The sequence below is a fragment of the Gemmobacter sp. 24YEA27 genome (assembly GCF_030052995.1).
Classification (GTDB): domain Bacteria; phylum Pseudomonadota; class Alphaproteobacteria; order Rhodobacterales; family Rhodobacteraceae; genus Pseudogemmobacter.
Genome location: NZ_JASJPW010000001.1, coordinates 1622890 through 1643437 on the forward strand (window position 1 = coordinate 1622890; position 20548 = coordinate 1643437).

At 62.2% G+C, this 20548-nt stretch carries 15 protein-coding genes and 1 pseudogene; 7 read left to right on the forward strand and 9 right to left on the reverse strand.

Annotation, left to right across the window (positions count from 1 at the left end; genetic code table 11):
* Positions 1 to 60 precede the first annotated feature (60 nt).
* Positions 61 to 987 (forward strand): ornithine carbamoyltransferase, encoded by a 927-nt coding sequence (gene argF / locus QNO18_RS08100; protein ID WP_283177254.1) that lies wholly within the window; start codon positions 61 to 63, stop codon positions 985 to 987.
* Positions 988 to 1007: 20 nt separating this feature from the next.
* Here the strand turns inward: argF and QNO18_RS08105 are convergent, their stop codons facing one another.
* The 7 genes from QNO18_RS08105 to QNO18_RS08135 form a co-directional block, all read right to left on the reverse strand.
* Positions 1008 to 2084 carry an MFS transporter gene (locus QNO18_RS08105; protein WP_283177255.1) on the reverse strand — a complete coding sequence of 359 codons (1077 nt, stop codon included), beginning with the start codon at positions 2082 to 2084 and terminating at the stop codon, positions 1008 to 1010.
* 173 nt (positions 2085 to 2257) lie between these two features.
* Entirely contained in the window at positions 2258 to 4672 is a 2415-nt protein-coding gene (gene hrpB, locus QNO18_RS08110) for an ATP-dependent helicase HrpB (protein WP_283177256.1), read from the reverse strand.
* A gap of 93 nt (positions 4673 to 4765) precedes the next feature.
* Positions 4766 to 5830 (reverse strand): DUF3445 domain-containing protein, encoded by a 1065-nt coding sequence (locus QNO18_RS08115; protein WP_283177257.1) that lies wholly within the window; start codon positions 5828 to 5830, stop codon positions 4766 to 4768.
* A 10-nt stretch (positions 5831 to 5840) separates the two neighbouring features.
* On the reverse strand, positions 5841 to 6803 hold the full coding sequence (locus QNO18_RS08120) for a PDR/VanB family oxidoreductase (RefSeq protein ID WP_092895974.1): 963 nt from the start codon (positions 6801 to 6803) through the stop codon (positions 5841 to 5843).
* Positions 6800 to 7408 (reverse strand): dimethylamine monooxygenase subunit DmmA family protein, encoded by a 609-nt coding sequence (locus QNO18_RS08125; RefSeq protein WP_283177258.1) that lies wholly within the window; start codon positions 7406 to 7408, stop codon positions 6800 to 6802. The genes QNO18_RS08120 and QNO18_RS08125 overlap by 4 nt, the downstream gene beginning before the upstream one ends.
* Before the next feature lie 182 nt (positions 7409 to 7590).
* On the reverse strand, positions 7591 to 8730 hold the full coding sequence (locus tag QNO18_RS08130; RefSeq protein ID WP_283177259.1) for an aminomethyltransferase family protein: 1140 nt from the start codon (positions 8728 to 8730) through the stop codon (positions 7591 to 7593).
* A gap of 237 nt (positions 8731 to 8967) precedes the next feature.
* The gene (locus QNO18_RS08135; RefSeq protein WP_283177260.1) at positions 8968 to 10308 is read right to left on the reverse strand and encodes an ammonium transporter; all 1341 of its coding nucleotides are present in this window, start codon (positions 10306 to 10308) and stop codon (positions 8968 to 8970) included.
* Positions 10309 to 11006: 698 nt separating this feature from the next.
* Here QNO18_RS08135 and QNO18_RS08140 point away from each other — a divergent pair.
* The 5 genes from QNO18_RS08140 (at position 11007) to QNO18_RS08160 (ending at position 16241) form a co-directional block, all read left to right on the forward strand.
* Positions 11007 to 11897 (forward strand): glutamine amidotransferase family protein, encoded by an 891-nt coding sequence (locus QNO18_RS08140; protein ID WP_283177261.1) that lies wholly within the window; start codon positions 11007 to 11009, stop codon positions 11895 to 11897.
* Position 11898: 1 nt separating this feature from the next.
* Positions 11899 to 12582: a GXGXG domain-containing protein gene (locus QNO18_RS08145; RefSeq protein WP_283177262.1), complete on the forward strand. Its 684-nt coding sequence runs from the start codon at positions 11899 to 11901 to the stop codon at positions 12580 to 12582.
* 11 nt (positions 12583 to 12593) lie between these two features.
* Positions 12594 to 13931 carry an FMN-binding glutamate synthase family protein gene (locus QNO18_RS08150; protein ID WP_283177263.1) on the forward strand — a complete coding sequence of 446 codons (1338 nt, stop codon included), beginning with the start codon at positions 12594 to 12596 and terminating at the stop codon, positions 13929 to 13931.
* A gap of 106 nt (positions 13932 to 14037) precedes the next feature.
* Complete coding sequence (glnT, locus tag QNO18_RS08155) at positions 14038 to 15381, forward strand: type III glutamate--ammonia ligase (protein ID WP_283177264.1); 1344 nt, start codon at positions 14038 to 14040, stop codon at positions 15379 to 15381.
* Between the two features lie 140 nt (positions 15382 to 15521).
* Entirely contained in the window at positions 15522 to 16241 is a 720-nt protein-coding gene (locus QNO18_RS08160) for an FCD domain-containing protein (RefSeq protein ID WP_198839410.1), read from the forward strand.
* 9 nt (positions 16242 to 16250) lie between these two features.
* Here QNO18_RS08160 and QNO18_RS08165 read toward each other — a convergent pair whose 3' ends face one another.
* Positions 16251 to 17567 (reverse strand): ABC transporter substrate-binding protein, encoded by a 1317-nt coding sequence (locus QNO18_RS08165; protein WP_283177265.1) that lies wholly within the window; start codon positions 17565 to 17567, stop codon positions 16251 to 16253.
* A gap of 167 nt (positions 17568 to 17734) precedes the next feature.
* On the opposite strand from QNO18_RS08165, the gene QNO18_RS08170 reads away from it, so the two are divergent.
* Positions 17735 to 19075, forward strand: a complete 1341-nt coding sequence (locus tag QNO18_RS08170) for an NAD(P)/FAD-dependent oxidoreductase (RefSeq protein ID WP_283177266.1) — start codon at positions 17735 to 17737, stop codon at positions 19073 to 19075.
* Between the two features lie 152 nt (positions 19076 to 19227).
* Here QNO18_RS08170 and glyA read toward each other — a convergent pair.
* Positions 19228 to 20524: pseudogene (gene glyA, locus QNO18_RS08175) on the reverse strand (serine hydroxymethyltransferase).
* Between the last annotated feature and the right edge of the window lie 24 nt (positions 20525 to 20548).

Consider the following 20548-nt stretch of genomic DNA (forward strand, 5'->3'; position numbering starts at 1 on the left):
AATATCCCGGGGGTGCGGGGGCTGGCCCCCGCTGCCCGACCTGTCAAAAAGCGAACCGAAATGAAACATTTCCTCGATATCCACACCACTTCGACCGATGATCTCCGGGCGATGATGGACCAGGCACATGCGATGAAGGCCGCCCGCAAGGATCGCCCGAAAGGCACGCCTGATGATGACCAGCCGCTGAAAGGCCGCATGGTCGCGCTGATCTTTGAAAAACCCTCGACCCGTACCCGCGTTTCCTTCGATGTCGGCGCCCGCCAGCTCGGGGCCGAGACCATGGTGCTTTCCGGCAAGGAAATGCAGCTCGGCCACGGCGAGACCATTGCCGATACCGCCAAGGTGCTCTCGCGCTATGTCGACCTGATCATGATCCGCACCTTCGAGGAAGACACGCTTCTCGAGATGGCGGAACATGCCACGGTGCCGGTGATCAACGGGCTGACAAACCGCACCCATCCCTGCCAGATCCTCGCTGATATCCAGACCTATGAAGAACATCGCGGTCCGATCAGGGGCCGCAAGGTGGTCTGGGCCGGCGACGGCAACAATGTCTGTGCAAGCTTTCTGCATGCGGCCGGGCAGTTTGGCTTTGACTTCACCTTCACCGGGCCGGAAACGCTTGATCCCGAAGGAAAATGGCTGGATTTCGCGCGCTCGAAAGGCTCAAAAGTCACCATCCAGCGCGATCCCTTCACCGCGATTGAGGGCGCCGATCTGGTGGTCACCGACACCTGGGTCTCGATGCATGACCCGGAATCCGCGCGCGAACGCCGCCATAACCAGCTGCGCCCCTATCAGGTCAATGAACAGCTGATGAGCCGCGCCAAACCCGACGCGCTCTTCATGCATTGCCTGCCGGCGCACCGCAATGACGAGGCGACCAGCGCCGTGATGGACGGGCCGCATTCGGTGATTTTCGACGAGGCCGAGAACCGGCTCCACGCGCAAAAGGCGGTGATGCGCTGGTGCCTCGGGGTCTGAAACTCCGGTCTGCGGGCGGTTCACACCACCTGGCGATCATCGGCGCTGGCGGTTCGGTTGGCCAGCGCCGCAAGGCCGAAGATCATCACAGCGAGGCCGCCGAAGGTGACGCGATGGCCGAAATGCTCGGCCAGCCAGCCGATCGAGGCGGGCGCCATCAGGATGCCCGCATAGCCCACCATCGTCACCACTGACAAAGCCGCGCCAGCACGCTGGCCGGGGTAATTGCCGGCGGCAGAAAAGATCACCGGCACCAGATTGGCACAGCCGAGCCCTGAAATGGCAAAGCCGAAGATCGCAATCCAGGAGCCGGGCGCTGCGGCGGCCAGCGCCATCCCGACCCCGGCAATCAGACCCGAGACAAAGAAGATCCGCACGCCGCCAAAGATATTCCTGAGCCGGTCGCCAAGAAAGCGGGTGATCGCCATGGTCGCCGCGAAAAACGCAAATCCAAGGCCTGCGGTGAACTCATCGGCTCCAAAGGCTTCGCCAAGATAAAGCGCGCCCCAGTCCAGGATGGATCCTTCCGGTACAAAAGCCATCAGCGCCATCAGGCCAAGGATCCAGATGCCGGGATCTTTCGGCAGGAAGCTGTCCTTCACTGCGGCAGCAGTCCCCGGCTGGGGCGCCCCTTCGGGCGGGTCACCGCGCAGGAAGGGCATCGCGACCAGAACCAGCGCGGCAATCGCCGCTGCAGCCACCAGGGACTGGGTCTCAGCCGAGGTTTTCGAGATGATCCATGCCCCGAGCGTGCCGGCGGTAAAGCCTCCAAGGCTCCAGAACCCGTGCAGCGATGACATCACCGCCCGCCCAAGCCGCCGTTCGATCTCGACCGCATTGGAATTCGCAAGCACATCGAGAAGGCCCATCATCAGGCCAAAGATCACCATCGCCAGCGCGAGCAGCGGCAGTGAGGGCGCGTAAACCACCAGCGGCAGCACCGGCGCCTGGGCCAGCGCCGCGAGGCGGAGCAAAGGCAGCGTGCCATATTTCTGGATCGCCTTGCCCGCGACCAGCATCGCAAGCATCGCCCCCACCCCAAGCCCCAGGATCAGCAGGCCCAGCACCGCCTTGTCGATGCCGTGCTTTGGCAACAAAAGCGGGATCTGGGGGCCCAGGCGCCCACCAGCATACCGCCGCCGGCAAACATCGCGGCCAGCGCCCAGCGGGCGCGTGTCGCTTCCTGGCGGGTCATGGTGAGGCTCATGGCTGTCGTTCCTCCGTTAGCGCCAGCATCCCTATCCTGGGCTACTGACGGCGGGAAGGGGGATCAGCTGCGGGGTTTGGCGCGCAAGGTAGGCTCTGCCTCGCGCGGGTCTTCAGGCCAGGGGTGCTTCGGATATTGCCCGCGCATATCCTTTCTGACATCGGCGTAAGACGAGGCCCAGAAACCCGGCAGATCCAGCGTCACCTGCACCGGACGGCGCGCGGGCGACAGAAGCGTGATGCGCAAGGGCAGCCGGTTCTGGCCGACCACCGGATGGCGGCTGACGCCGAACATTTCCTGCAAACGGACCTCGATCGCGGGGTGGTCGCCGTCATAATCGATCGGCACCTCGCGGCCCAGAGGCGTGGTGAAATGGGCGGGCGCAAGGCGGTTCACCTCTGCCATGTGGTCCCAGCCGATATGGGCTTTCAGGGGCTCGATCAGATCCAGGGCCTTCAGGTCAGACAGGCTGCGGGCGCGGGTCAGATGCGGCAGGAGCCAGTCTTCGGCGCTGGCCAGCAGCGCCTCGTCGCTGACCTCGGGCCAGGTCTCGTCACGGGTCAGGCGGATACGGGCGCGCAGCCGCGCGGCGGCGGGCGACCAGAAGAGCCCGCTTTCGCGCAGACCGTCGAGCGCCGCACGGGCGAGCGCCGCGGCGGGCGCGTCAGGCCAGGGGCGCTCGGCCAGCACCAGCGCGCCAAAGCGTTCGCGTTTCAGCGCCTGGACGCGGTTTTCACGGCTGTTCCAGATCACCTCATCGGACCATGTGATCGCCGGGCCATGGATCTCGCGCAGCTCTTCCTCGCTGATGGCCAGCCCAAGGCGCAGCGTGGCCTCGCGCAGATCGCCATCGAGGTCGGTTGCAATGATCAGCCGTTCTTTGGCCAGCGCAGTGCCGGTCCCGACGATCGCGCCCTTGCCATTGGCCAGAAGGTAGCGTGGCGCGTCCCCCCTGCGCCGGAGCCCGATGCGGTCAGGCCAGGCCAGCGCCGCCCATTGCGCGACCGAAAGCCCGGGGCGCGCGCCCTCAGGCACCGCGCGCGCGAGGCGCTTCGCCTCCTGGCGGATCCGTTCGATCACCGCGCGACTGGCGGTTTCGGGCGGGCGTTCAATGGCTTTGAGGCGCAGCATCAGATCGGGCCCGGCGCCGCGCATCGGGTCGCGCTCTTCCGCCAGCGCCGCGAGACGCGCGGCATCGGGCCCGGCGATCATCAGCATATGGCCAAGGCGGGGATGCAGCGGCAGGCGCGAGAGCCGGCGCCCGTGAGCGGTGATTGAACCCGCCCCGTCCAGCGCCCCGAGCGTGATCAGAAGATCGCGTGCCTCGCGCAGGGTCGCGGGATGCGGCGGCGTGAGAAACGGCAGATCATCCGATCCCCATTCCGCCAGTTCCAGCGCGAGCGCGGTCAGATCGGCCGAAGCGATCTCGGGAGGCGGGAAGGCCAGAAGCCCGCCTTCCTCGCCTTTGGTCCAGAGCCGGTAACAGACACCCGCCGCGACACGGCCCGCACGGCCGCGGCGTTGTTCGGCCTCGGCGCGGGTGACGCGCTCGGTCACCAGCCGCGACATGCCCGAGGCCGGGTCGAACCGTGCGCGGCGCGCGCGGCCACCATCGATCACCACACGGATGTCAGGCAAAGTCAGCGAGGTTTCCGCAATCGAGGTCGCCAGCACGACGCGCCTGAGACCTTCGACCGGCGCAAGTGCTGCGCGCTGCGCCTGGAAATCCATTGCGCCAAACAGCGGGCGCAATGCGATCCCGGGAATGTCCTGCAGTCGCGCCTCAACCCTCCGGATCTCGCCTTCTCCGGGCAGGAAGGCCAGCAGACCGCCTTCGGTGGTTTCTTCCAGCGCCTGGGCGATCAGCCCGGCCATGGCGGCATCAAACCGCATCGAGGCATCAACCGGGCGCGGCAGCCAGCGGGTCTCGACAGGAAAGGCGCGGCCCTCTGCCGTGATCATCGGCGCATCACTCATCAGGGCCGCAACCGGGCCCGCATCAAGCGTCGCCGACATGACCAGCAGCGCCAGATCGGGGCGCAATGCCGCACGGACTTCCAGCGCCAGCGCAAGGCCGAAATCGGCATGGAGCGAGCGTTCGTGGAATTCATCAAAGATGATGCAGGAGATCCCCGGCAGTTCGGGGTCAGACTGGATCATCCGGGTCAGAATGCCCTCGGTCACCACCTCGATCCGGGTGGCGCCCGAGACCTTCGCCTCGCCCCGGATGCGGTAGCCGACGGTTTCGCCGGTCTTTTCGCCAAGGGTTTCCGCCATACGCTCGGCACTGGCGCGGGCGGCAAGGCGGCGCGGTTCCAGCATCAGGATTTTTTGCGCGAACAGCCCTGATTTCAGCAGGTCGAGCGGCACAAGCGTGGTCTTGCCGGCCCCTGGCGGGGCCTGCAGAACGGCACGCCCCGCGCGGGCCAGCGCCGCACGCAGGTCAGGCAGAATCTCGGTGACGGGAAGCTGTTCCATACCTGCTATATGGCAAGCCCGGTGCGGATAAGCCAGCGCCGCCCGGGGGAGGGGCGGCGCGGGGTCATTCTCGTCTCCGGGTCAGTCTCAGGATCAGTCTTCTGGCCACCAGCCGGGCGAGGTTGGCGCGCCATCATCATATTTCGCCAGATAGTCGAGGATCATCGGCTTGTTGCGGATGAAGCCCTTATAGGTCGCCAGCTCATCGGGCACGGTTTTGATCACCCGGTGGAAACGCCGCGCCCATTTCGGCTTGGTGACCAGATCATCCAGGCTGATCAGGTAGCAGCGGATCGGGAAAACAATCGCATTCGAGCGCGGCAGCCGGATCAGTGTCTGCAATTCCACCCGCAGATGCTGGCGTTTACCGATGGTCTCGGGCGTCATGGTGGTCTTTGACGGGCCCCATTTATGGTAATTCTCTGGGCTGGTATCCAGCAGCGGATCTACCGTCATCGTCCAGTTGAACCGCCGCACCGGCGCCCCATACTGTAGCGCGAGCAGGAATTTCAGCGCCCGGTCAAAGATCCCCATCTGATGGGCCAGCGGCACAGGCGCATGCCATTCGTGGAAATTCATCCCGATGTCGAAATCGAGGCTCCAGTCGGCCTGGCTGGTCACCATGCCGGCTTCGATCCAGAGATTGTCGTCGCGCTGATCCTGCAGCGTGAAATCGCCCTGGGCCTGGCGGGTGATATATTCAAACGGCCCCATCGGCAGGGTCGATTCGTCCAGGAAGGTGAACTTCTGGTCGATCCCCAGCGGACGGTTGACCCAGTGCCACTTGTTCCCGTCTTTCGTCAGCGAGAACCACTGGGGATATTCCTCCGAGAACTTCTCCATGATCAGCTCAAGGAGATCCCAGCCTGCCAGCGTCATATGTGGCAGTGACTGGCAGCGCAGCGGATCCTGCTCCAGCACCCGGGCGCGGTCCCGCATTTCCGAGACGTAATGCTCGTCCACGTCAAAGTAATGTTCAAAGATCGAGCCGGGTCGACCTGCGACATGGGGCTCCATATTCACCGAATACATGTAGTCGTCTTCGGGGAAGGGGAAGGGGAAACGGTTCACCGCATGGGGCGAATTGCGATAGGTGTAATCGCCGAAAAAGCTCTCGTCGCGGAAGAACGGGTCTTTGAACGCATCATCAAGGCTCATCGCATCCTCCTCAGAGTTCGATCACCAGGCGCTCGCCTTTGAAACGCGAGACGCAGGGCATGATATGGGATTTCGCGGCTTTCTGTTCGTCAGAAAGCCAGTGATCATAATTCAGGATCTCGCCCTCGACGGCGTTGACCTTGCATTCGCATTGGCCACAGGCGCCGCCACGGCAGAGATAGGGGGCATCGACGCCGGCGGCTTCCAGCGCCTCAAGCATCGACTGGGTCGGGCCGACATTGACGGTGATATTTGACTTTGACAGCTCGACCTTAAACGCCTCGCCCACCGGGGGTGCCAGGAATTCTTCGGAATGGAGCGCGCCTTTCGGCCAGCCCATCTTTTCAGCGGTCGAAAGCACCCAGCCGATCATCCCCTTGGGGCCGCACACATAGAGATGCGTGCCAAGGGGCTGCGTTTTCAACAGGGTCGCGAGGTCGATCGCCTGTTTTTCCAGGTCGTAATAGGGATGAACCCGATCGCCGTAACGGGCGGAGAGCTCTTTCATATAGGCGCCCAGCTCGCGGTCACGCATGGCGTAATGCAGCTCGAACTTATGGCCGAGCGTGTCCAGCTGCGCCATCTGCGCGATGAAGGGGGTGATGCCGATGCCACCTGCGATCAGCAGATGTTTCTTCGCGCGCAGGTCCAGCCCGAAGAGGTTCACCGGCTGCGAGATCACCATCTTCATGCCGGGCTTCACGCCAGAATGCATGAACAAAGATCCGCCACGCCCGGTCTCGTCGCGGCGCACGGAAATCTCATAGCCCGAGCTGTCCGACGGGTCCGACATCAGCGAATAGGCGTTCAGACGGCGGGTGCCATTGTCATCCATCTCGACGACGGTATGGGCGCCGCCCGAGAAACCCGGCATCAGCCCGCCATCTTCGCGCACGAAACGGAAGCGTTTGATCAGGCTGTTGACCTCGACCACTTCGGTCACGATCACGGGCAATCTGGTCGAGCCGCTCATTTGAAACGCTCCTCGGAGGCGGGCACTTCGCCGGGGTCTTCCGCGTCGATACAGACACCCTGGAAGGCGGCGAGGCGGCGCGAATAATGGTCGCGCACGAAGAGGTTGAGCCCGCAATGCGAGCAGACAAACGGGTCAAGCGTCACGTTTTCGGTGATGCCTTTGCAATGGACGCATTGCACGCGCCGCGCGAGTGAGCCGCGCTGCTCGGTCTGGAGCGCATCATGCGGCAGACCGGCGGCAATCGCGTCGCGCTGGACCTGGCCGATCAGCCCCTCGGTGCCGGCGGCGTAAAGCTGCAGACCCATATGCGCGTCGCCCAGCACCTTGCGGATGCGCTGCGAGGCCGAGGCATAGCTGGGCGCGGCGTGGAAGACCTGCGCGCCGAGCTCCGAGACCATCGTGGTCAGATCGGTGCCATTGGTGCCGGGAATATAGACGATATGGGTCGTGGATTTCAGATCCGGCGCGGCAGTCAGAAGCGCGGCGACAGCCTCGCCCCCTTCGCCATCGGCCACAATGAAATGCGAGGAACCCTGCCGTGGAACAAGGCGGCCATAGAGCGGCCGGGATCTCATGATGTCATTTGCTTGCGTTTGCGACATTCTTCTTCTTTCGCTCTGGCATGATGCACCCGCGAGGGCCGGCGCATCGGCTTCATGTCTCTTCCTCACCCCAAAGCCTCTGACGGGCCTTCCTCCCTGGAGGGTGATGAACCTCCCCGCCACAAAACTGCGCGGCGGGGAGGGGAACAGACAGGGCTGAACCTGATCAGCCTTTGACGGTATCAGCCTTTGACGGTGCGGCGCTTTTTCTCGACGTCGTAGAACGGCATCGAATGGCTGGTCGCCGCGATCTCGCCATGGGTTTCGCAGTTCACCACAAGTTTGGTGTCGTTATTGGCGTATTCAACCGGCAGTCGCGCAATTGCGACGGTCCAGTTGTTCAGCGGCGAATGCATCGCCTGAGTCACGACACCCACTTTCTTGCCGTCCTTGAACACCGGCGCGCCATTGCCCGGGACATTGTTGCCTTCAAGCTTAAGGCCCCAGATCTTGAAGCGCTCTTTGCCCTTCAGGCGGTAATGCTCTTCCGCGCCGCGGAAGCCGATCTTGCCCGGCGAGACGGTGAAATCGAGGCCAAGTTCCCACAGCGTGTCGCCGCCCGGCTCGTTGTCGAAGGGGTTATTCTCCGACGTGTCGAACGGGTAGAACAGCAGGTAGCTTTCGACCCGCAGCATATCGAGCGTGGTGAAGCGGCAGGGCATGATGCCCATATCGGCGCCTTCTTCGAGGATGCGGTCCCAGACCATGCCGGCATCCTGGCCGCGCACGAAGATCTCATAGCCGCGCTCGCCGGTATAGCCGGTGCGCGAGATCATGACGGGCTTGCCGAAAAGCGAGGTCTGCATATGGCTGAAATAGTTCAGGTCACGGATGCCTGGCACGTGCTTTTGCAGGTAATCAACGGCCAGCGGGCCCTGCAGCGACAGGTCATGCAGGTTGTCGTCGAAGCGGATATCGACATCGCGGCCGGTGGTGTACATGGCCAGCTGCTCATGGCCGTTGCCGGTGCCATGGACGACCATGAAATTGTTCGGCCCGGTGCGGTAGATCACGCAGTCATCGACGAACTTGCCGCCATCGGACAGCATGGTCGCGTAGGACGAGCGGCCCGGCATGATCTTTTCAACGTTGCGCGTGGTGGCGCGTTCGATCACGTGGCTGGCGGCCGGTCCGTTCAGATAGACCTTTTTCAGGCCCGAGACGTCCATCAGGCCGGCTTTGGTGCGGATGGCCATATATTCGGCATCTGCGTCACCGACCTTGTAGGACCAGGCCGTGCCCATCCCGCTCCAGTCTTCCATATCCGAGCCGAGCGCGCGGTGGCGATCACCGAGTGCAGAGAATCTCCAGGAATTGGTCATGATTCCTCCCGTCGTTTTCTTAATGAATGTTGCGACTCATCCTGGAAGGTCGGGATCGGAAAAGCAACATTCATGTTAAAAAAGGTTTCCTGACAGAGAACATTTTCCTGGCCCTCTTTCTGTCTCCGGGCGCGGCGCGCGGAATTGCCCGATCCTTGTGCGGTCCATGGATGCGACAGGGCAAAGCCGGCGGGAGGATCTCCCGCCGGCTTGCAGTCAGGGACGCGAAGGCCCGGCTTATTTGCCGTTGTCGAGCCCCCAGCGAAGCTTGTCGAGCCCTTCGGCCTGCTCCTCTTCGGGCACACGCAGCCCGGTCGTCGCCTTGAGCACCACCGACAGGATCAGCCCGGTGATGATGCCGACGCCAAGGCACAGCGCAAAGCCCGCAAGCTGCATCAACAGGCTGATATGGCCATGCTGATAGGCAAAGGGCCCTTCGGTGATGCCCCAATACCCGCCGCGCGGTGTGCCGGCCTTGAAGAGGCCAATCATCACAAGGCCGTAGAAGCCGCAGCCGATGAAGAGGGGGAACAGCTTGTGCTCGTCGATCTGACGTTTCGAGGTGAAGTCATAGACCAGCCAGCAGGTCAGTGGGGCGCCAAGTGCCACGAGGAACATCTGCCAGGGCAGCCAGACGTCAAATCCGGGCGCACCTGCGACATAGCCTCCCAGCGGTCCGAACAGAAGGTAGATATAGTTCTTCGTCTTATACGAGATCGCCGCGCCGGTGATGGCGCCGCCGGCCCAGGCCAGCGCATAGTTGTTGAAGGCAATCCCCAGCGAGGTATCGGCCATGGTGACCGAAATCGCGCGGGCTTCCGGGTCGACAAAGAACAGACAGGAGAGAATCACCATCGGCAGGCCCGAGAAAATGGTGATGATGCCGGTGGCCGCGAGGCCGATCGACGGCGCCTGGTAGGAAGGCACCTTGGGATGAGGCGCGAACATGCCGGGGCGTTTTCCAAGCTGCGGCACCAGCACCATCGCGATCCCCGTCGGGAAGATATAGACGAAGCCGATCCCGAAGAAGTCATGGAAGCCGGCATTGGTCAGCGGCCCGACCGAGCCCCAGACCACCCAGCTCAGGATCGAGGAGACGACCGTTGCCACCACGCAGGTGATGTAAAAGGCCGAGGCCTTCATCCGTTCCGACACCGCGAAATGCAGCAGCACATTCACGATCCCCGCAAAGGTGGCGAGGAAGAAGATGAAGATCTGGAAGGTGTTCAGCCCCGGCCAGACGGCGGGATCGACATTTTGCGCATGGGCATTCGACAGCGTCCCGAAGAACCACCAGTCCTTCAGCGAATCCATCATCGTGGCGCCGCCCATGATGTAATATTGCCCGGCCCAAAAGCCGAAGCCGACCGCGAAATAGGTCGCGAATCCAATAAAAAACCCCACCATTTTCTCGATGGTGGAGTTGTAGAGATTGGCACTTCGCGTTGTGCCGGCGTCGATCATTAAGAGCCCGGCGACAACCATCAGGGCCCCAACCGTGCCAGACGCATAGACGAGATTCTGGACGAGCTGGCTGAGGTTTACCTGTTCCGCGAAGAACGTGGCAGTTTCTTCCATATACGCACTCCCTGTTGTGGGTCCGGCTCCTTTCATGGGGCCGGTTTCTGGTCTTTCCGGCATGTCGCCGGCCGTTCCGGTCTTTTGGAGTTCCGCGTGCAGCAGGGCTGCGTCCCGGAAGCGCCGGATTATTCCGCCTGCCCGCCGGTCCTTGCTGCCGGTCTTCCCGGCTTTTTTTCATGCTGTGAGGGCTGAGTTTCCCGCAGCAGAAAAGCGCCAACCGAGAAAAGTACCGTTCCAATGGACCAGAGGGCAGACCACTTGCCGCGCCAGATCATACCGCTTGCCGATCTGGTCTGGTGTGCAGGGCTACATTGCGAGCAAGCGAAATGAAAATCAACCATCCAGGAAAAAACTATTCCCATAGGGAAGACTGCCCCTTTGGGGCCCCGTTTAACTGACTGATGGCGCGATAAAAAATCTGGATAAGAGAGGCGAAGATATCAGGTTTTTCCGCTGATTCCGAGGCAAACAGCCGGCTTCGCAGCCGTGTGGCCGACCCTGCCGGCCAGGCGGACCGTGCCAAAGGGTCAGGTTTGGCGCTGTACCAGATGCCTCAGATGGCTGAACCGCAGCAGGGAACCGGGAATCGCTGCCTGCTTGTAAAAATATTCCCCTCATTCAACTTTATTTCTTGTGTGTTTGTTTGTCTGGTTGTTAGGATTGCTTTGCGCCAGAGCTAATAGGGAGCCGCTTCGATGTGCGGGATTGTTGGACTTTTTCTGAAGGACCGTTCGCTGGAGCCCGATCTGGGCCGTTTGCTGACGGATATGCTGATCACGATGACGGATCGCGGTCCTGATTCTGCGGGGATCGCGATTTACGGCGATGATGCGGGGGGCAAGCTGACGGTTCAGTCTGCCTTTGCGGATCGCGATTTTGCGACGCTTGAGGCGGATCTCGGGGCGGCGATCGGGGCGAAGGTTTCGCTTTCGCGCAAGGACAGCCATGCGATCCTGACGCTTGCGGCGGATAAGATCGCGCCTGCGCGGGCGGCCCTTGCGGCTCTGCGGCCGGATGTGCGGGTGATGAGCGCCGGCGATTCGATCGAGATCTATAAAGAGACCGGGTTGCCGAAAGATGTGGCGGCGCGCTTTGGCGTCTCCAAAATGTCGGGCCGGCACGGGATCGGCCATACGCGGATGGCGACCGAATCGGCGGTCACCACCATGGGGGCACACCCGTTCTCGACCGGGCTTGATCAGTGCCTCGTCCATAACGGCTCGCTCTCGAACCACAATTCGCTGCGCCGCGAGCTGATCCGCGACGGCGTGACGTTCGAGACCCAGAACGATACCGAAGTCGCTGCCGCCTGGCTGTCGCATCAGCTGGCCCAGGGCGTCGAGCTTGGTGACGCGCTGCGCGCCGGTCTTGATGTGCTGGACGGGTTCTACACCTTCGTCGTCGGCACCAAAGACGGCTTTGGCGTGGTGCGCGACCCGATCGCCTGCAAACCGGCGGTCATGGCCGAGACCGATCAATATGTCGCTTTCGGATCGGAATACCGCGCGCTGGTCAACCTGCCGGGGATCGAGGACGCCCGCGTCTGGGAACCGGAACCCGCAACCGTCTATTTCTGGAAGCACTGATATGCAGACGATTGACCTTGCAACCACCACTCTGCGCGACCTGAACGCGACGCTGCAGGCCACCAAAGGCCAGACCAATGCCACCGCCTGGGAGATCACCAATCCCAAGGGCAGCCATGCGCTGGCCGTCGGCCTTGATGCCCCGATCGAAGTCACCGTCAAGGGCTCGACCGGCTATTACACCGCCGGCATGAACAAGCAGGCGACCGTCACCGTGAAGGGCTCGGCGGGCCCGGGTGTGGCCGAGAATATGATGTCGGGCACCGTCGTGATCGAGGGCGATGCCAGCCAATATGCCGGGGCGACCGGCAATGGCGGGCTTCTGGTCATCAAAGGCAATGCATCATCGCGTTGCGGCATTTCGATGAAGGGCATCAATATCGTCGTGCATGGCAATATCGGCCATATGTCGGCTTTCATGGCACAATCGGGCAATCTGGTGGTGCTGGGCGATGCCGGTGACGCGCTTGGCGACAGCCTTTACGAGGCACGGCTTTTCGTGCGCGGCTCGGTCAAATCCCTCGGTGCCGATTGCATCGAGAAAGAGATGCGCCCCGAGCATATCGCCATCCTCCAGGACCTGCTGGCCCAGGCGGGCGCGGATGCAAAGCCCGAAGAGTTCAAACGCTACGGCTCGGCCCGCAAGCTCTATAACTTCAACATCGACAATGCGTCGGCCTATTGAGGATCATGCCCATGAAAGACGAGCAAAAAGTGATCCCGCAGACCGTGCCGCGCCAGTCCTGGACCTATAGCCAGGAGATCAATTCCGAGATCCGCCGCGCCGCGGCGACCGGCATCTATGACATCCGCGGCGGTGGCGCCAAACGCAAGCTGCCGCATTTCGACGACCTCCTGTTCCTTGGCGCCTCGATCTCGCGCTATCCGCTGGAAGGTTACCGCGAGCGCTGCGAGACCAAAGTGGTCCTCGGCACCCGTTTCGCCAAAAAGCCGATCACGCTCGATATCCCGATCACCATCGCGGGGATGAGCTTTGGCGCGCTGTCGGGCGCGGCAAAAGAGGCGCTTGGCCGCGGCGCGACGCTTTCGGGCACCTCGACCACCACCGGTGACGGCGGCATGACCCCCGAAGAGCGCGGCCATTCCAAGACCCTGGTCTATCAGTATCTGCCCTCGCGTTACGGCATGAACCCTGACGATCTGCGCCGCGCCGATGCGATCGAACTGGTGGTCGGCCAGGGCGCCAAACCGGGCGGCGGCGGCATGCTTCTGGGGCAGAAGATCTCGGACCGGGTTGCCAAAATGCGCAACCTTCCCAAGGGTATCGACCAGCGCTCGGCCTGCCGTCACCCCGACTGGACCGGCCCCGATGACCTCGAGATCAAGATCCTCGAGATCCGCGAGATCACCGGCTGGGAGAAGCCGATCTATATCAAGATCGGTGGCGCAAGGCCCTATTACGACACGACGCTGGCGGTCAAAGCGGGCGCCGATGTCGTGGTGATCGACGGTATGCAGGGCGGCACCGCCGCGACCCAGGACGTGTTCATCGAACATGTCGGCCAGCCGACGCTCGCTGCACTGCCCCAGGCGGTGAAGGCGCTGCAGGATCTGGGCATGCATCGCAAAGTGCAGCTGATCGTCTCGGGCGGCATCCGCACCGGCGCCGATGTGGCCAAGGCCCTGGCGCTTGGCGCCGATGCGGTCGCGGTCGGCACCGCCGCGCTGATTGCGCTTGGCGATAATGACCCGCATTGGGAAGCTGAGTACCAGAAGCTCGGCACCACCGCCGGGGCCTATGACGACTGGCATGAGGGCAAGGATCCCGCCGGCATCACCACCCAGGACCCCGAGCTGCAAAAGCGCCTCGACCCGGTCCAGGCGGGGCGGCGGCTCGCGAATTACCTCAAGGTGATGACGCTGGAGGCGCAGACCATCGCGCGGGCCTGCGGCAAGAACCATGTCCATAATCTCGAACCGGAGGATCTCTGCGCGCTGACGGTGGAATCTGCCGCCATGGCGGGCGTGCCACTCGCGGGAACCAGCTGGATCCCGGGGCGCGGCGGCTACTGAACTGCTTTGGAAAGCCGGTCCGGATCTGGGCCGGCTTTCCCTTTCACAACATCGGGCCAGCCCCTCGACGGGCCAGCTGCATCAAAACAACAGGGAATCGAACAAAATGGCCTTGGACAAAGGGCAAAGCGCAAAGCCGCAGACCGGTGCCGAACTGAAGGCATATGCCGAAGCACGCGGCATCCGCTATTTCATGATCTCCTTCACTGACCTTCTCGGCTATCAGCGCGCCAAGCTGGTGCCGACCTGCGCGATCGAGGGAATGTGCAAGGATGGCGCCGGTTTCGCAGGCTTTGCGACCTGGCTTGACGTCACCCCGGCGCATCCCGATATGCTGGCCGTCCCCGACCCCTCGACCGTGATCCAGCTGCCCTGGAACCCCGAAGTCGCCTGGGTCGCCTCGAACCCGGTCATGTCGGAAAAGCCCCTCGACCAGGCGCCGCGCAATGTGCTCCGGAAGCTGGTCGATGAAGCCGCCGAGCTGGGCCTGCGCGTCAAAACCGGCGTCGAGCCGGAATTCTTCCTGCTCAACCCCGATGGCTCCGCTGTCGCCGATGAATTCGACGATGCGGTCAAGCCCTGCTATGATCAGAACGCCATCCTGCGCCGCTATGACCTGATCAAAGAGATCGCCGATGCGATGCTCGATCTCGGCTGGGAACCCTATCAGAACGACCATGAAGACGCGAATGGCCAGTTCGAGATGAACTGGAAATATGACGATGTGCTGGCCACCGCCGACAAGCACGCCTTCTTCAAATTCATGACCCGCGTTCTGGCCGAGAAATACGGGCTGCGCGCCACCTTCATGCCCAAACCCCTGATGGGCAAGACCGGCAATGGCTGCCATGCCCATATCTCGGTCTGGACCATGGACGGCAAGGCAAACGCGTTTTCCGATGACAGCAAAGAGCTCGGCCTCTCCGATAAGGGCCGCGCCTTCCTCGGCGGCATCATGAAACACGCCTCGGCGCTGGCGCTGATCTGCAACCCGACGGTGAACAGCTACAAGCGCATCAACGCGCCCCGCACCTCGTCAGGCGCCACCTGGGCCCCGAATTCGGTGACCTGGACCGGCAATAACCGCACCCATATGGTCCGCGTCCCCGGCCCCGGCCGGTTCGAGCTCCGCCTGCCCGACGGCGCCGCAAACCCCTATCTGATGCAGGCCGTCATCCTCGCCGCCGGCCTCGACGGCATCCGCACCAATGCCGATCCGGGCCCGCGCTCCGACATCAATTTCTACACCGAAGGCCATCTGATCAAAGACGCGCCGAAACTGCCTTTGAACCTCCTCGACGCCATCCGCGCCTTCGACGCCGATGAAGGCCTCAAAGCCGCCCTCGGCGAGGAATTCTCAAACGCCTTCATCAAGATGAAAACCCAGGAATGGAACGAATATTGCGGCCATTTCACACAATGGGAAAAACAAAATACTCTCGATATCTGAGGCTTGATCCCCTGGCGGGCTGGTCCTGAGCCAGTTCGTTGGACTTGCGCGCCCCTTACCGGGCGCGCTTTTTTCATGCGGTTGCACCGGCGCGGTGCATCTGATGATATTCAGGGCAGCAGCAACAGGAGGGGCACAGAATGCGCAGGCCGGAACAGGTGACAGTGCTCTTTGCCGATCAGTCGCTGGGGGCGACTGTCAGGATCGTGGCCGAGACGCTGCTCGCGCGGATCACCTCGCAGGAATATGTGGTTGACGAGCGACTGCCCTCGGAACGCACCCTGGCCGGAGAGCTGGGGGTTGCGAGGAACACCGTGCGTGAGGCCCTGGATGTTCTGGAAAATCAGGGTGTTATCCGTCGTCGCGCCGGGTCGGGAAGCTTTGTCACCGGGCTGTCACGCCATGAAGATATCGACGTCGGCGACGTGGCGGCCGAGACCAGCCCGCTTGATCTGCAGGTGATGCGCGGCATTCTTGAGCCCGAGATGATCCGCCTCGCCATCATTGCCATGTCGCCGCGCGAGATCGAAGCGCTTGGCGAGGTGCTTTCCGCCATGGAGGCGGTGACCACCGATGCCAGTGAATTCGCGCGGCTGGAGGATGAATTTCACCGCCAGATCGCCAAAGGCACCGGCAATCCACTGATCGCGGCCTGCTACGATCTGGTGATCGCAGCCCGCCATCAGGCGTTTCGCGCCGCGCTGAACCGCCGCTTTCTGACGCCAAAACGCATCCAGGACTGCCAGCGCTATTACAACACGCTGTTCAACACCCTGACGGCGCGCGACATCGAAAGCGCGGTCGAATTTACCAAGCTTTTGCTGATCGAAGAGCAAAAGCTCCTGATGCAGGAAGACTGAGACGCGGGATCAGAGCGGGGCGGAGGCGGCGCTGTCCAGCGTGGTGTCGCGGATCGGCAGCGGCTCTTTGCCCTCGCGCTGATACCACATCTGGCCCAGGGCCTCCATTTCCTGGCGAAGCCGTGCACCATGTTCGGCCAGCCAGGCCGGGATGGAGCCAAAGCCGACGACCCGCGCCCGGCCAGACGTGATCCTTACCACCGGCCAATCCCCCGCCAACAGATTGTCATTGCCGTAGAATTCGGTCCCGAGCCAGCGCGCATGGCCAAAGGCATGTTCGCCCCGGCCGCCATGTTTCATCGCCGCAAGGACCGAGACCGGCGCCACCGTTCCGGCCTTTTGCACCGCCATATGCCACAGATCCAGCGTCGCCGCATATTCCCAGGACACCGAGCCCCAGCTGCCGGGAAAGCGCCGCTCATATTCGCTGTGGAACTGTGTCGGGCGGTTGAAGAAAAAGCTCTTATTCTGCAGGGCAGGGTCGTCGAAATCGGGGAACTGGAAGAGGAAGCCTTCCATGAATTCTGTCGATGTTTTGCGGATCAGCTCGCGGTAGCCATCGGCGGTACAGGAGAGCAGCTGGCCGGTAAAGCCCTGGCGATGCGCCGCTTCGGTCAGCGCATGTACCATCGGCGTGTGGCTGGTGCACCAGCACAGGATCTGTGGATCCGTGGCCAGCATCGCCGCCACGATCTCGTCCGCATCGCCGCCGGTATTGGGATAGCGGATCTCTTTGGTGATCTGGAACCCTTCGGCACCGAATGCGGCACGATAGGCGGCAAGTGAGGGCAGGCCCAGCTCATCCATCTGGCTGCACAGCGCCACCCGCCTCAGCTCGGGCCGGTTCTTTGCCAGCCAGCCGACCGCGGTGACATTGAACAGGGGATGGGTCTCGCTCGGCGCGATCAGATAGGGCGTGTCGGGGGAAAGATCGCTCGGGAGCAGGGTCGAGGTCAGGATCTTGCGTTCGGTCAGCCAGGGGCGGAGCCGGCGCAGCGAGTCGCCGCCAAGCATCATCAGAAACCGCACATTGCCGTCCTGAACCAGCCGGCGCGCGCCGATGAACGCCCGATCGGGGTCATAGCCGCAATCTTCGGCGAGGATCTCGACCTGATGGCGCCGCCCGCTGATCATCATACCGCCCGAGGCATTGATCTGGTCGGCCCAGATCTGACATCCATAAAGCCCGGGCAGGCCCCAGGACCGCACCTGGCCGCTCAAAGGCGCCAGAAAACCGATCGGGATCCGCTGTCCGGTGGCGGTATCCAGGCGCCGGACCAGACCTCCGACCGCGAGCCGCTGTGCCAGACTGACAGAACCTGTCATCTCCCGCCCCTTGTTTCAGCGCCAGACCGCCCGGTTGGCGGCGATTCCGCCAGGAATCTTTTTCCCAGCATGAAGATTTGTTGACATGCTGGCAATCCTGTCGCGTAATTGGCGCAGTGAATAAGGAACCAATCCATAAACTGGTTCAGACCAACGGGAGCACGCGCATGAGTAAGAGAATCGCAGTCATCGGAGCAGGCCCTTCCGGCCTTGCACAGCTGCGCGCCTTTCAGTCGGCCGCCGAAAAAGGCGCCGAAATTCCAGAGATCGTCTGCTTCGAGAAGCAGTCCGACTGGGGCGGGCTGTGGAACTACTCCTGGCGCACTGGTCTGGACCAGTATGGCGAACCGGTTCATGGCTCGATGTACCGCTATCTTTGGTCGAATGGCCCGAAAGAAGGGCTTGAATTCGCTGATTATTCTTTTGAAGAGCATTTTGGCAAGCAGATTGCCTCCTACCCGCCGCGCGCGGTGCTGCTCGACTATATTGAGGGGCGCGTGAAAAAGGCGGGCGTTCGCAAATGGATCCGCTTTGAGAATGTGGTCCGCCTTGTGGACTGGGATGAGGCGACGCAGAAATTCACCGTTACCGTGCAGGATCTGCCGAAAGATCACTGCTATTCGGAAGAATTCGACCATGTGATCGTGGCCTCGGGCCATTTCTCGACGCCGAATGTGCCGTCCTTCCCCGGGTTCGAGCGCTTCAACGGGCGCATCGTCCATGCCCATGATTTCCGCGATGCGCGCGAATTCACCGGTAAGGATGTGATGCTGGTCGGCACCTCCTACTCGTCGGAAGACATCGGCTCGCAATGCTGGAAATATGGCGCGAAGTCGATCACCAACACCTATCGCTCGGAGCCGATGGGGTTCGACTGGCCGGATAACTGGGAAGAAAAGCCCAATATGCAGAAGGTCGAAGGCAATATCGTCACCTTCGGCGATGGCAGCACCAAGAAGATCGACGCGATCATTCTGTGCACCGGCTATAAGCATCACTTCCCCTTCCTGCCCGACGGGCTGCGGCTGAGAACGGCAAACCGGCTTGCGACGAACGACCTCTATAAGGGTGTCGCCTATGTCCATAACCCGGCTCTTTTCTATATCGGGATGCAGGATCAGTGGTTCACCTTTAACATGTTCGACGCCCAGGCCTGGTGGGCGCGTGATGTGATCCTGGGGCGCATCGCGCTGCCGGGTAAAGAGGCGATGCTGGCTGATGTGACCGACCGCGTTGCGCGCGAGGATGCCGGCAAAGACACCCATGATGCGATCCAGTATCAGGGGGATTACGTTAAAGAACTGATCGAAGAGACGGATTACCCGAGCTTCGATGTTGATGGCGCCTGCGAGATCTTCTTCGAATGGAAGGATCACAAGAAGCAGGACATCATGGGCTTCCGCAACAATTCCTACAAATCGGTGATCACCGGCACGATGGCGCCGAAGCATCATACGCTCTGGAAGGATGCGCTGGACGACACGATCGAAAGCTATCTGCAGAACTGACGGTCCGCTCTGGCGCAAAAGGAGAGGTTCCGATCAGAAGGGGCGCTGGCAAAGTCCAGCGCCCCTTTCTTTTGCACGATTGTTGGAAATACGTGAAATGCCGGCAGGTTTGCCGGCATTTCGCGATCAGAATGTTCGAATAGTGAAAGCGGTCAGAGGGTCGGGTAAAGCGGGAACCTGTCGCACAGGGCCTGGACCTCGGCCTTCACTTTGGCCTCGACCTCCCCGTTGCCGTCTTCGCCATTGGCGGCGAGCCCATCAACCACTTCGACGATCCACCGCGAGATCTGGCGGAACTCGGCCTCGCCGAACCCACGGGTGGTGCCTGCCGGCGCGCCCAGACGGATGCCCGAGGTCACGAACGGCTTTTCCGGATCAAACGGCACGCCGTTTTTATTGCAGGTGATATGGGCGCGGCCAAGCGCCGCCTCGGCTGCCTTGCCGGTCACTTTCTTGGGCCGCAGATCGGCGAGGCAAAGATGGTTGTCAGTGCCGCCCGAGACGATGTCGATCCCGCCCTTCATCAGCTCATCCGCCATCGCCGCCGCATTGGTTTTCACCTGGGCGGCATAGGCTTTGAACTCGGGGCGCAGTGCTTCGCCGAAGGCGACCGCTTTGGCGGCGATCACATGCATCAGCGGGCCGCCCTGCAGGCCGGGGAAGACCGCCGAATTGATTTTCTTAGCGATGTCTTCATCATTTGTGAGCACCATACCCCCACGCGGGCCGCGCAAGGATTTGTGGGTCGTGGTGGTCACCACATGGGCATGCGGCAGCGGCGAGGCATGCACGCCGCCGGCCACAAGACCCGCGATATGTGCCATATCAACATGGAGGTAAGCGCCGATCTCATCAGCAATCGCCCGGAAGGCGGCCCAGTCCCATTCGCGGCTATAGGCGGTGCCCCCGCCAGGATCAGCTTTGGTCTGTGCTCGAGGGCTTTCTTGCGCACCTCGTCCATATCGAGGCGCTGGTCCTGCTGGCGCACGCCGTAAGAGATGACCTTGAACCACTTGCCGGACATATTGACCGGCGAGCCATGGGTGAGGTGTCCGCCCGAATTCAGGTCGAGCCCCATGAACGTGTCGCCCGGCTGCAAAAGCGCGAGGAAGACGGCCTGGTTCATCTGGCTGCCGGAATTCGGCTGCACATTGGCGAATTTGCAGCCAAAAAGCTCTTTCGCGCGCTCGATCGCGAGGGTTTCGGCGATGTCCACATATTGGCAGCCGCCGTAATAGCGCTTGCCCGGATAGCCCTCGGCATATTTGTTCGTGAGCACCGAGCCCTGGGCTTCCAGAACCGCGAGGGAGACGATGTTCTCGCTCGCGATCAGCTCGATCTCATCGCGCTGACGGCCAAGTTCAGAGCGCACAGCCCCGAAAAGCTCGGGTCGCGCGAGGAAAGAGATTCGGTGAAAAAGCCGGAGCTCTGGAAATTTGTATCAGGCATATCGGGCCTCTTTCTGGTCCTGGA